This is a genomic window from Tepidimonas taiwanensis (genome assembly GCF_020162115.1).
GTDB classification, from domain to species: domain Bacteria; phylum Pseudomonadota; class Gammaproteobacteria; order Burkholderiales; family Burkholderiaceae_C; genus Tepidimonas; species Tepidimonas taiwanensis.
The window spans coordinates 350,620-361,277 of record NZ_CP083911.1 but is presented as its reverse complement, the minus strand read 5'-3'; the positions used below and the strand labels follow the sequence as shown (position 1 = coordinate 361,277).

The following is a 10,658-nucleotide window of genomic DNA, read 5'->3' as shown; positions in this document are numbered from 1 at the left end:
TTGCCGTTGCGGTGCGTCGCCCGCGACGCAGACTTCATACCGCCATGCTACCGCGCCTGGCAGCGCGGACAGAAATAGGTCGAACGCTGCCCCTGCCGGATGCAGCGGATCGGCGTGCCGCACACCCGGCACGGCTGCCCCGCGCGGTCGTACACCCACGTCTCGAGCTGGAAGCACCCCATGTGCCCGTCGGCGCTGAAGTCACGCAGCGTGCTGCCGCCCACCGCCAGCGCGCGCTGCAGCACCTCGCGCACCGCACCGTGCAGCCGCGCCACGCGCGCGCGGCTGAGTCGCATCGCCGGTGTCGTGGGTCGGATGCGGGCCAGAAAGAGCGACTCGTTGGCGTAGATATTGCCCACGCCAACGACCACGTCGCCCGCCATCAGCACGGTCTTGATCGGCGCGCGCCGGCCGCGCAGCGCCGCGTGGAATTGCTGCGGCTCGAAGGCGTCCTCCAGCGGCTCCACGCCCAGCCCGCCCAGCAGGCGCTGCGCCATGGGGTCGTCCTGCCGATCCGCGTACACCACGGCACCGAAGCGCCGCGGGTCGTGCAGCCGTAGCGTCCCCCGGTCCGTCACGAGGTCGAAGTGGTCGTGCCGCCCGGCGGGTTCGGGCACCGTCAGCCAGCGCAGGCTCCCGGACATCCCCAGGTGCAGCAGCAACAGCCCCTGATCCAGCTCGAACAGCAGGTATTTCCCCCGGCGCCGCACGGCCACCACCCGGCGACCGGTCAGCGCCTGCGGGGCCACGCCCAGCGGCCAGCGCAGGGGCAACCCCATCCGCACCGCCGCGACGCGCGCGCCCTCCAGATGAGGCGCGACGCGCGTGCGGGTCACTTCGACTTCCGGCAACTCGGGCATGGTTTTCGGGCGAGGGGGAGCACGGGTGTGGTCGATTATGATGGAACCGATTTATCGAATGATGCCCTGCCTCCGCTGCCCATGTCGCGACTGCGCCCCCTGATCCTGCTGTGCGGCCTGCTCGGTGCCGGCCTGCACACCCCGCACGGGGTGGCGCAGACCCCCAACGCCACCGAACCCGCGGCCGCGTCGGCCGCTCCGTCGCCCCTAACGGCGGAGCTGTTCTACCAATTGTTGCTGGCCGAACTGCAGCGGCGCAACGATCCGGGTGCCGCATATTCGCTCGTGCTCGACGCCGCCAAGCGTACCCGCCTGCCGGAGCTGTTCCGGCGCGCAATCGAGATCGCGCTGCAGGGCCGCGCCGGCAACGCCGCTCTCGCCGCGGCGCGCGACTGGCGCAGCGCCCTGCCGGACGACGACGACGCACGCCGCGCGGAACTGCAGCTGCTGCTGGGCCTGCAACGCGTGCGCGAGACCGGCCCGGTGCTGCGCGATTGGATCCGCGCCGCCCCGCCGGCGCGGCGGGCGGAGCGCATCGGCCTCGTGCCGGCCGTGTATGCGCGCGTCGCGGACAAGACCGAGGCGGTGGCCGCGGCCCGCGCGGCGCTCGAACCATTCCTGAACGCACCCGACACCGCCGCCGCGGCCTGGGCAGCGCTTGGCCAGGTGCAGCGCATGGCCGGACAGGACACCGACGCGCTGCAGTCCGCACGCCAGGCCATCCAGGCCAACCCCGCCGCCGCGCCGGCGGCGCTGCTCGCACTGGCGTTGTTCGACGCCGACGCAGCCGCTGCCGAACCCCTCGTGCAGCGACACCTGAAGGCCGTACGGCAAAGCGGCGGCAGCCTCGACCCGGACGTCGCGATTGCCTACGCCCAGGCGCTGGGCGAGCGTGGGCGACTCGCGGACGGACTGACCGTGCTGCGCGACACCCGCGGCGACGCGGAGGCGAGCCGGCGCCTGCGCTCGGCCGAGGCGCGGCTGCTGCGCGACCACGACCGGGTCGCCGAGGCCTATGACGTGCTGGCGCAGGCGCTGCGCGAGGCACCGGGCGATACGGACCTGATGTACGAACTCGCGATGGTGGCCGAACGGCTCGGGCGGCTGGACGAGATGGAACGGCTGTTGCGCGACGTGATTGCGCGCAAGCCCGACGACGCGCACGCCTACAACGCGCTGGGCTACGCCCTGGCGGATCGCGGCCTGCGGCTGGACGAGGCGAAGACCCTGATCCAGGAGGCGCTGCGCCGCGCCCCGGACGACGCTTACATCATCGACAGCCTGGGCTGGGTCGAGTACCGGCTCGGCAACCTCGGCGAGGCGCGCCGCCTGCTCGCCGATGCGATGCAGCGCCGCCCGGATGCCGAAATCGCCGCGCACCTGGGCGAAGTGCTGTGGGTGTCGGGCGAGCGCGACGAGGCACTGGCCGTGTGGCGGCGAGGGCTCGCGCTCGACGGCCGCAACCGCACGCTGACCGAGACGCTGCGGCGCCTGGGTGTGCAGCCGTGACCGGGTTGTCCTCCTCGCTCACACGCCGCGGCGCGCTCAGCGCTGCGCTCACCCTCGCCGTCGCCGTGGGTACCTGGGGACTGACCGGCTGCGCGGTCGCCCCGTCCGCGCCGCCCGGCGGATGGAGCGGGCGCATCGCGCTGACGCTGGCGAGCGAGCCGGCGCAGCGCTGGTCCGCCGCTTTCGACCTCGAGGGCAGCCCCACGCAGGGCACGCTGCGGCTGTACACGCCGCTCGGCCAGACGCTCGCCACCGTCGGCTGGACCGCCGACGGGGCCTGGCTGGACCGGGGCGACGGCGCCCCCACCCGCTACCCCGATGTCGCGACGCTCACGGCCGAGCTGACCGGTGCGGCCCTGCCGGTGGCGGCGCTGTTCGACTGGCTCGCGGGCGTCGCACGCGACGTCCCCGGCTGGCGCGTGGACCTGTCGGACCACGCGGCGGGCCGCCTGCGCGCGCAGCGGCTCGCGCCTCCGCCCGCCGCCGACCTGCGCTTGACCTGGCGACCCTGATCGCATGAACGCGCTGCTCGACGTTCCCGCGCCCGCCAAGCTCAACCGCTTCCTGCACGTCACGGGCCGACGCGCGGACGGCTACCACGAATTGCAATCCGTGTTCCAGCTCATCGACTGGTGCGACACGCTGCACTTCGAAACCCGCCGCGACGGGCGGCTGTCGCGCGAGGACCTGCGCGGCGCCGACGGCGACACGCCCCCGCTGCCGGCGGACGACTTGTGCCTGCGCGCCGCGCGCGCGCTGCAGTCGGCCAGCGGCTGCCCGCTGGGCGTGCACATCGTGCTCGACAAGCGCATCCCGCAGCAGGCGGGTCTGGGTGGCGGCTCCAGCGACGCAGCGAGCACGCTCATCGCCCTCAACCGCCTGTGGGGCCTGCACTGGCCACGGTCGGCGCTGATGGCCATCGGCGAGCGGCTCGGCGCAGACGTGCCGTTTTTCCTTGGCGGGCGCAACGCCTGGGTGGAGGGGATCGGCGAGCGGCTCAAGCCGCTCGACCTGCCCCCGGCGCGCTTCCTGGTCGTCAAACCGGCCGCGGGCGTCCCCACCGCGGCGATTTTTCAGGCGCACGACCTCGAACGCGCCACTCCGCCCGCTATAATGGCGGACTTCGTTGCGCACCTTCACGACTGTCCGAGGCAGCCGTGGGGCCGCAACGATTTGCAACCCGTGGCCGTGCGGCTGTGTCCGGATATCGCGCGGGCGCTCGAGCGCCTCGCGGACCGGGGGCTGGCAGCGCGCATGACCGGCTCGGGCAGCGCCGTGTTCGCGGTTCTGCCCGAGAGGTATGCCCCGGAAGATGACCTCTTCCGCGGGTGGCCCGACGGCTGGCAGGTGCGCGTCTGCTGCGGGTTGCCGGAACATCCGCTGATCGGCTGGCAAAAAGACGCTATAATGTAGGTCTTGCTGCTGACGAACAGCAACACTGCAGTCGGTGCACCGCGTCCGTGGTGAGCCGGTGTAGGGGAGTCGCCAAGTTGGTTAAGGCATCGGATTTTGATTCCGACATGCGAGGGTTCGAATCCTTCCTCCCCTGCCAAATTTCTTTCCCAGTGCCGGTACACCATGGAACGCTCGACGCCAGCGCACGCTCCGGATTTCATGCTTTTCACCGGCAATGCCAACCCGGCCCTTGCCGCTGAAATCGCCGCCCATTTGGGCACGACGCTCGGTGCCGCGCACGTCGGCCGCTTTTCCGACGGTGAAGTGACGGTCGAGATCGGCCAAAACGTCCGCGCGCGCGACATTTTCATCATTCAGCCGACCTGCCCGCCGACCAACGAGAACCTGATGGAGCTCGTGATCATGGCCGACGCGCTCAAGCGGGCGTCGGCGGGGCGCATCTCGGCGGTGATCCCGTACTTTGGCTACGCGCGCCAAGACCGGCGCCCGCGCTCGAGCCGCGTGCCCATCAGCGCCAAGGTCGTCGCCAACATGCTGCAGGTCGTCGGCGTCGAGCGCGTGCTGACGATGGACCTGCACGCCGACCAGATCCAAGGCTTTTTCGACATCCCCGTCGACAACATCTACGCGTCCCCGGTGCTGCTGGGCGATCTGCGGCAAAAGAAGTACCCCAACCTGCTCGTCGTCTCGCCGGACGTCGGTGGCGTCGTGCGCGCGCGCGCGCTGGCCAAGCAGCTCGACTGCGACATCGCCATCATCGACAAGCGCCGCCCCAAGGCCAACGTCTCCGAGGTGATGCACGTCATCGGCGACATCGAGGGCCGGCACTGCGTGATCATGGACGACATGGTCGATACCGCCGGCACGCTGGTCAAAGCCGCCGAGGTGCTCAAGGAACGCGGCGCGGAAAAGGTGTTCGCGTACGTGACGCACCCCATCCTCTCCGGCCCCGCCGTCGAACGCGTGACCAAGGGCGCGGCGCTCGACGAGCTGGTCGTGACCAACACCATCCCGCTGAGCGATGCGGCGCGCGCCTGCGGCAAGATCCGCCAGCTCAGCGTCGCGCCACTGATCGGCGAGACCATCGCGCGCATCGCCAGCGGCGACTCCGTGATGGAGTTCCTCGCGCAGATGGAAAACCAGGCATGACGCGGTGACGCGTCGCCGCGGCGGCCGCCCCCCACGGTCGCCGCGCATCGGGCGGCCCCTGCGTGGCCGCCTTTTTGGCAAACGGGGCGCGCTGGTCGCGGCCGCCCCATACGACATGGAGTACTGCAGATGAAATTCGTCGCTTTCGAGCGTCAGTCGCAGGGCACGAGTGCGAGCCGCCGCCTGCGCAACAGCGGGAAGACCCCCGGCATCGTCTACGGCGGCAACGCCGCGCCGCAGCCGATCGAGCTGGACCACAACGCGCTGTGGCAGGCCATCCAGAAGGAAGCCTTCCACACCTCCATCCTCGAGATGGAACTCAACGGCCAGACCACCAAGGTCGTGCTGCGCGACGTGCAATACCACCCGTACAAGCCGCAGGTGCTGCACGTGGACTTCCAGCGCGTCGATGAAAACACCCGTCTGCGCAAGAAGGTGCCGCTGCACTTCGTCAACGCCGACAACGCGCCGGCGGTCAAGGCCGACAAGTGCCTGATCAACCACGTCGTCACCGAACTCGAGATCGAGTGCCTGGCCACGCAACTGCCGGACTTCATCGAAGTCGATCTGGGCAACCTGCACAAGGGCCAGAGCCTGCACGTGAGCGACCTCAAGCTCGCGCCGGGCATCAAGGTCGTCACGCATGGCAAGCCCAACCCCACCATCGCCACCGTCGTCGAGCCGGTGGAAGAGGTGGTGGCGGCCCCGACCGCGGCGGCGGCCGACGACAAGAAGGGCAAGAAGGGCAAGAAGTGATGCCCCGGGGGGGCGCGACGGCGGCCACCCCACCCCTGCACCGCCGGCCCGCCTCGTGCGGGCCGTTTCGTTTGCCCCGCGGGAGGCGATGCCACCCCGTCCGACACTCGCGAGACCATGATCAAGCTGCTGGTGGGACTCGGCAACCCGGGCCCGGAATACGAGGACACGCGCCACAACGCCGGCTGGTGGTGGATCGACCGCGTCGCGCAGGATCTGCGCGCCAACTGGCACCCGGAGCGGGCCTATTTCGGGCTGACCGCGCGTACCACGGTCGATGGTCAACCGCTGTGGCTGCTCAAGCCGACGACGTACATGAACCGCTCCGGCCAGTCGGTGGCGGCGCTGGCGCGCTTTTTCAAGATCGCGCCGACGGAGATCCTGGTCGCGCACGACGAGCTGGACCTGCCCCCCGGTGACGCGCGGCTCAAGCGCGGCGGCGGACACGCCGGGCACAACGGGCTGCGCGACATCCACGCGCAACTCGGCAGCGCCGACTACTGGCGGCTGCGCTTGGGCATCGGCCACCCGGGCGTCAAGGCCGAGGTTGCGAACTGGGTGCTGCGCAAGCCCCCCGCCGCCGAGCGCGATGCGATCGAGCGCGCGATCGACCGCGCCGCGCGGGCGTTGCCGCTGCTGCTGGCGGGCGACGTCGCCCGCGCCACCGCGGCCATCCACACGAACCAGCCGCCGCGGCCAAAACCGCCGCGGCCCGCCCACCCGCCCACGGACGGCACGGACGGCCGCTAAACGCGCGACGATCCGCCGGCTGCAAATGCGGCGGTACGACCGCGCTGCGCAGCGGGCCGCTCTCACTCAGACACTGGCGCGCGGACCGCTTCGGTGGCCGGAACCGCCGGGGCCGCTTTCGCCGCTTGCAGGCGACGGTATTTCTGCCACAGCGTCTCGCGGTCCTCGACGTGCGCCGGGTTGACCGGGATGCAGCTCACCGGACAGACCTGCACGCACTGCGGCTCGCTGAAGTGCCCCACGCACTCAGTGCACCGGCCCGGGTCGATCACGTAGTGGTCCTCGCCCATCGAGATGGCCTGGTTCGGGCACTCGGGCTCGCAGACGTCGCAGTTGATGCACTCATCGGTGATCATCAGGGCCATGGTTCACTCCCCGGTCGCCACGCGCAGGGACGCCGTTCAGCGTTGCGCCGCGGGAAACGCCGCCCGCAGCCGCTGCGCGACGCCCGGGCCGACCATCCCGCCCACGTCGCCGCCCAGCTTGGCGATCTCGCGCACGAGCGTACTGGAAATGCACTGCACCGTCGGCCGCGGCAGCAAAAACAGCGTCTCCACCGTGGGCAAAAGCCGCGCGTTCATCGCCGCCATCTGCGCCTCGTAGTCGAAATCCGTCATGTTGCGGATGCCCCGCACGACGGCCACCGCGCCGTGCGCCCGGCAGAAGTCCATGATCAGGCCCTCGAACGGCAGCACCTGCACCGCCGGGCAGTCGGCGAGTGCCTCGGTCACCATCGCCAGCCGCTCGTCCAGTGAAAACAGCGTCTTTTTGTGGTGCGCGACGGCCACCGCGACGATGAGGCGGTCGAACAGGCCCGCGGCGCGCCGGATCACGTCCTCGTGTCCGAGCGTGATCGGATCGAACGTGCCGCTGTAGACGGCCACACGGGGCGCGCTGGCATTGCTCATGGGGCGTGATTATCGTCGCGGCGCAGCAGATGGGCGTGCACGGCGCCCGCGCGCAGGTGGCGGTGCAGGGTCCACCCGAGCGTCGCCAGCTCTGCCTCGCTCCACGCCCGCGGCGACTCGAGGTACCCCCAGCCGCCGGGACGCAGCAACCGCAGTGCCGCCTGCAGCGCGGCGCGCGTGAGGTGTTCGCCGCCCGCGCGCACGTCGTCGAACGGCGGATCGAGAAACACCACGTCCCACGCCCCCGCAGGCAGCGCCGCCATCGCGACGAGCGCGTCGCCGCCGACGACGCGCAGCACCGGCTGCCCCCCGAGCCGCTCGACGTTGGCGCGCAGCGCCCGCTGCAACGCCGCGTCCCGCTCGATGAGCACGACCTCGGCCGCGCCGCGCGACGCCGCCTCGAACCCCAGCGCGCCGCTGCCCGCAAACGCATCGACGCAGCGACAGCCGCTCAGGTCCTGCCCGAGCCAGTTGAACAGCGTCTCGCGCACGCGGTCCGGCGTCGGCCGTAAACCCGGCGCCGCGCCCACCGGCAGCCGCGAACGGCGCCAGCGCCCGCCGATGATGCGCACCTCCCCCGCCGGCGCGGCACTCGCGCGGACACGCCCGCTCACGGGTTCGGCCCCACCACGACGGTGACCAGCCGGTCGGGGTCGATGACGCGCCGCCACGCGCGCATCACGGTCTCGCGGTCCAGCGCCGCCACGCGCGCGCGCCAGGTTTCGAGCTCGTCGAGCGGCAGATCGGACCACGCGATGGCCGCCACCTGATCCAGGATCTTGCGGTTGCTGTCGAGCCGCAGCGCAAAGCCGTTGATCAACGACGCCTTCGCGGCGGCGATCTCGTCGTCGGTCGGCCCCTCGGCCGTGTAGCGCCGCAGCGCCTCGTGCACCAGTGCGACCGCCTGCGCCGCCTGGTCGGGGCGCGTCTGCAGCCCGATGGTGAAGGCCCCCGCGTGCCGCCCCGCCAGAAAGTAGCTGTAGACACCGTACGTCAGGCCGCGCTGCTCGCGGATCTCGCGCATCAGCCGCGACGTGAAGCCGCCCCCACCGAAGATGTGGTTGGCCAGCTGCAGCGCCAGGTAGTCCGGGTCGTGGCGCGCCACGCCCGGGCGACCGATCAGGATCTGCGCCTGCGCCGCATTCGCAAAAGGCTCCCGCACGGTCACCGATGCCGCGAGCGGCTCGACCTCCGGCACCGGCGGCAGCCGCTCGCAGCCGTGCGCCGCCCAGCCCGCCAGCAGCCGTGCCGCGATCGCGTCGGCCTGCGCGCGGTCGACCGCACCCACCAGCGTGATGCGCGCGTCGCAGACGCGGGCGTGGCGACGGTAGAAATCGCGCATCGCGGCGGGGTCGATCGCCGCCCAGGTGTCGGGCGTCGCCTCGGCGCCGTATGGATGGCCGCGGTAGACCGCCTGCGCAAAGCGCCGCTGCGCCAGCGTGTCGGGCTGGGTCTGCGCCTCGCGCCAGGCGGCCACGAGCCGCTCGCGCTCGCGCGCCCACACCGCGGCGTCGAACGCCGGGGCCGCCAGCTGCCGCGCGAGCAGCGACACCGCGCGATCCAGCACGTCCGGCCGCGTGAGCGTGCGCAGCGAGATGCTGAAGCGGTCTAGCGTCGCGGTGGCCGACCACTGCGCCCCGAGGTCGGCCCACGCCTCGGCCAGCGCGTTCTCGTCGAGCGCCGACTGCCCCCCGTGCGCGGCGACGCCGCTGGCGAGCATGCGCGCGGTCGCCGCGGCCAGCCCCGCGCGCCCCGGCGGGTCGCGCCGGCTGCCCCCGTCGACCTCGAGGCGTACGTCCAGCATCGGCAGCGCATCGCTGCGCACGAGGTACACCCGCGCCCCGTCCGGTCGCACCCAGTGCTCGATCGGCAGCGCCGCCCAAGCCGCTCCCACCAGCGCCCACAAAACGAGGGCCGCGAGCCAACGCTCCCACCGCCCCACGGCGGGCCCCATGCGCCGCTCCATGCGCGGCCTCATACCCCACCCTCCGGCCGCAGCACCCCGACCGTCAACTGCTCGTCGACGAAATACCGCCGCGCCACGCGCTGCACGTCTTCGACACCGATGGTCTGCAAGCGAGCGAGCAGGCGCGCCTCGGCGTCCAGCGGCCACCCCAGCGCCCAGTGCATACCCAGCTCGCGCGCCTGGGCGAAGGGCGAATCACGGTCGAACACGGCGCTGGCCGTCCACTGGTTTTTGACCCGTTGCAATTCGGCGGGATCGAGGCCGTCGCGCGCGATGCGCGCGATCTCGCCTTTCAGCGCGGCTTCGACTGCCTCCACCGCCGTGCCCGCGCGCACCGTGGCGCTGAGCACGAAAAGCTGCGGCCCGCGGCTGGCCAGCCCGTAGGAAGCCCCCACCGCGTCCGCGAGGCGCGTGCCCCCCTGCCCCTGCACCAGCGCGCGCTCGAGCCGCGCGCCGCGGTAGCCGTCCAGCGCACCGGCCATCAGCGCCAGCGCCAGCGCATCGCGCGCCGACTCGTCGTCCGCGTCGGGGTGCGCCAGGCGCGGCACCCGCCAGCCCATCAGCAGCGTGGGCTGCTGCGTACGGCCGCGCCACTCGATGCGGCGCAGGCCGCGCTGCTGCGGCTCCACGTCCGCCAGCCGCGGCGGCAGCGCCCGCGCCGGCAGCGCGCCGAACGTTTCCTCGGCCCAGCGCCGCACCTGTACCGGATCCACATCGCCCACCACCACCAGCGCGGCGTTACCTGGCACGTACCAGCGCTGATGGAAGGCGCGCACCGTGGGCGCATCGAGCGCCTGCAGGTTGCCCATCCAGCCGATCACCGGCCGGCGGTACGGGTGCGCCGTCCACGCCGTGGCGAAAAACTGCTCATAAAGCTGCGCGACCGGTTCGTCCTCGATGCGCTGGCGGCGCTCCTCCTGCACGACCGCCAGTTCGCGCCGCAGCGCGTCGTCGCTCCACGTGTTGTGGGCGAAGCGGTCGGCCTCCAGCCGCAGTGCCTCCAGCAGGTACTCGGCCGGCAGCTGCACGTGGTACGCGGTCACGTCCCGCGACGTAAACGCGTTGTCACGCCCGCCCAGTGCCGCGATGCGGCGCGAGTACTCCCCTTCCGGCACCGTGGGCGTGCCCTTGAACATCATGTGCTCGAGGACGTGCGCCACGCCCGACTCCGGGTCGGTCTCGTCCATCGCCCCCACGCGCAGCCACAACATCTGCACCGCGGTCGGCGCACGGCGATCCGGCTGCACGATCACCGTCAGGCCGTTGGCCAGCGCAAACGTCTGCGCCCGCGCACCCGGCACGGAAGCACCCGGCACGGCGGCATCCGCCGGCTGGACGCCACCC

The 10,658-nt window shown here is 72.0% G+C and carries 12 protein-coding genes and 1 tRNA gene; 7 read left to right on the top strand and 6 right to left on the bottom strand.

Translation table 11 applies throughout. From position 1 onward, the window contains the following. Nucleotides 1–47: 47 nt before the first annotated feature. Entirely contained in the window at nt 48–860 is an 813-nt protein-coding gene (gene mutM / locus LCC91_RS01695; RefSeq protein WP_143898392.1) for a bifunctional DNA-formamidopyrimidine glycosylase/DNA-(apurinic or apyrimidinic site) lyase, read from the bottom strand. Between the two features lie 81 nt (nt 861–941). On the opposite strand from mutM, the gene LCC91_RS01690 reads away from it, so the two are divergent. The 7 genes from LCC91_RS01690 (at nt 942) to pth (ending at nt 6,440) form a co-directional block, all read left to right on the top strand. Next, nucleotides 942–2,369 (top strand): tetratricopeptide repeat protein, encoded by a 1,428-nt coding sequence (locus LCC91_RS01690; RefSeq protein WP_224440989.1) that lies wholly within the window; start codon nt 942–944, stop codon nt 2,367–2,369. Then, the gene (locus tag LCC91_RS01685; protein WP_185974924.1) at nt 2,366–2,881 is read left to right on the top strand and encodes a lipoprotein insertase outer membrane protein LolB; all 516 of its coding nucleotides are present in this window, start codon (nt 2,366–2,368) and stop codon (nt 2,879–2,881) included. Before LCC91_RS01690 ends, LCC91_RS01685 begins: the two co-directional genes overlap by 4 nt. Nucleotides 2,882–2,885: 4 nt before the next feature. After that, on the top strand, nt 2,886–3,782 hold the full coding sequence (locus LCC91_RS01680) for a 4-(cytidine 5'-diphospho)-2-C-methyl-D-erythritol kinase (RefSeq protein WP_143898388.1): 897 nt from the start codon (nt 2,886–2,888) through the stop codon (nt 3,780–3,782). Nucleotides 3,783–3,844: 62 nt separating this feature from the next. Further along, nucleotides 3,845–3,921 (top strand) — tRNA-Gln (locus tag LCC91_RS01675). 26 nt (nt 3,922–3,947) lie between these two features. Then, on the top strand, nt 3,948–4,934 hold the full coding sequence (locus LCC91_RS01670; RefSeq protein WP_058616605.1) for a ribose-phosphate pyrophosphokinase: 987 nt from the start codon (nt 3,948–3,950) through the stop codon (nt 4,932–4,934). Between the two features lie 129 nt (nt 4,935–5,063). Beyond that, on the top strand, nt 5,064–5,690 hold the full coding sequence (locus LCC91_RS01665) for a 50S ribosomal protein L25/general stress protein Ctc (RefSeq protein ID WP_058616606.1): 627 nt from the start codon (nt 5,064–5,066) through the stop codon (nt 5,688–5,690). A gap of 117 nt (nt 5,691–5,807) precedes the next feature. After that, a complete protein-coding gene (gene pth, locus LCC91_RS01660) occupies nt 5,808–6,440 on the top strand; it encodes an aminoacyl-tRNA hydrolase (RefSeq protein ID WP_224440988.1) in 633 nt (210 codons plus the stop codon). A 62-nt stretch (nt 6,441–6,502) separates the two neighbouring features. Here pth and LCC91_RS01655 read toward each other — a convergent pair whose 3' ends face one another. From LCC91_RS01655 to LCC91_RS01635, 5 genes are read right to left on the bottom strand one after another with little or no spacing between them, the layout of a single operon-like run. Then, a complete protein-coding gene (locus tag LCC91_RS01655; protein ID WP_043702882.1) occupies nt 6,503–6,805 on the bottom strand; it encodes a YfhL family 4Fe-4S dicluster ferredoxin in 303 nt (100 codons plus the stop codon). Nucleotides 6,806–6,841: 36 nt separating this feature from the next. After that, nucleotides 6,842–7,348, bottom strand: a complete 507-nt coding sequence (gene coaD, locus LCC91_RS01650) for a pantetheine-phosphate adenylyltransferase (protein ID WP_043702880.1) — start codon at nt 7,346–7,348, stop codon at nt 6,842–6,844. Next, the gene (gene rsmD / locus LCC91_RS01645; RefSeq protein WP_043702878.1) at nt 7,345–7,962 is read right to left on the bottom strand and encodes a 16S rRNA (guanine(966)-N(2))-methyltransferase RsmD; all 618 of its coding nucleotides are present in this window, start codon (nt 7,960–7,962) and stop codon (nt 7,345–7,347) included. The genes coaD and rsmD overlap by 4 nt, the downstream gene beginning before the upstream one ends. Beyond that, the gene (locus LCC91_RS01640) at nt 7,959–9,326 is read right to left on the bottom strand and encodes a M16 family metallopeptidase (RefSeq protein WP_224440987.1); all 1,368 of its coding nucleotides are present in this window, start codon (nt 9,324–9,326) and stop codon (nt 7,959–7,961) included. Before LCC91_RS01640 ends, rsmD begins: the two co-directional genes overlap by 4 nt. Further along, nucleotides 9,323–10,630 (bottom strand): M16 family metallopeptidase, encoded by a 1,308-nt coding sequence (locus LCC91_RS01635; RefSeq protein ID WP_224440986.1) that lies wholly within the window; start codon nt 10,628–10,630, stop codon nt 9,323–9,325. The genes LCC91_RS01640 and LCC91_RS01635 overlap by 4 nt, the downstream gene beginning before the upstream one ends. Nucleotides 10,631–10,658: the final 28 nt, after the last annotated feature.

What these genes read in the sequence shown, in the direction of transcription:
- LCC91_RS01680 (WP_143898388.1), top strand. Translation starts at nt 2,886, where the DNA reads ATGAACGCGCTGCTCGACGTTCCCGCGCCCGCCAAGCTCAACCGCTTC.
- LCC91_RS01640 (WP_224440987.1), bottom strand. Translation starts at nt 9,326, where the DNA reads ATGAGGCCGCGCATGGAGCGGCGCATGGGGCCCGCCGTGGGGCGGTGG.
- pth (WP_224440988.1), top strand. Translation starts at nt 5,808, where the DNA reads ATGATCAAGCTGCTGGTGGGACTCGGCAACCCGGGCCCGGAATACGAG.
- LCC91_RS01670 (WP_058616605.1), top strand. Translation starts at nt 3,948, where the DNA reads ATGGAACGCTCGACGCCAGCGCACGCTCCGGATTTCATGCTTTTCACC.
- LCC91_RS01655 (WP_043702882.1), bottom strand. Translation starts at nt 6,805, where the DNA reads ATGGCCCTGATGATCACCGATGAGTGCATCAACTGCGACGTCTGCGAG.
- coaD (WP_043702880.1), bottom strand. Translation starts at nt 7,348, where the DNA reads ATGAGCAATGCCAGCGCGCCCCGTGTGGCCGTCTACAGCGGCACGTTC.
- LCC91_RS01690 (WP_224440989.1), top strand. Translation starts at nt 942, where the DNA reads ATGTCGCGACTGCGCCCCCTGATCCTGCTGTGCGGCCTGCTCGGTGCC.
- LCC91_RS01665 (WP_058616606.1), top strand. Translation starts at nt 5,064, where the DNA reads ATGAAATTCGTCGCTTTCGAGCGTCAGTCGCAGGGCACGAGTGCGAGC.
- mutM (WP_143898392.1), bottom strand. Translation starts at nt 860, where the DNA reads ATGCCCGAGTTGCCGGAAGTCGAAGTGACCCGCACGCGCGTCGCGCCT.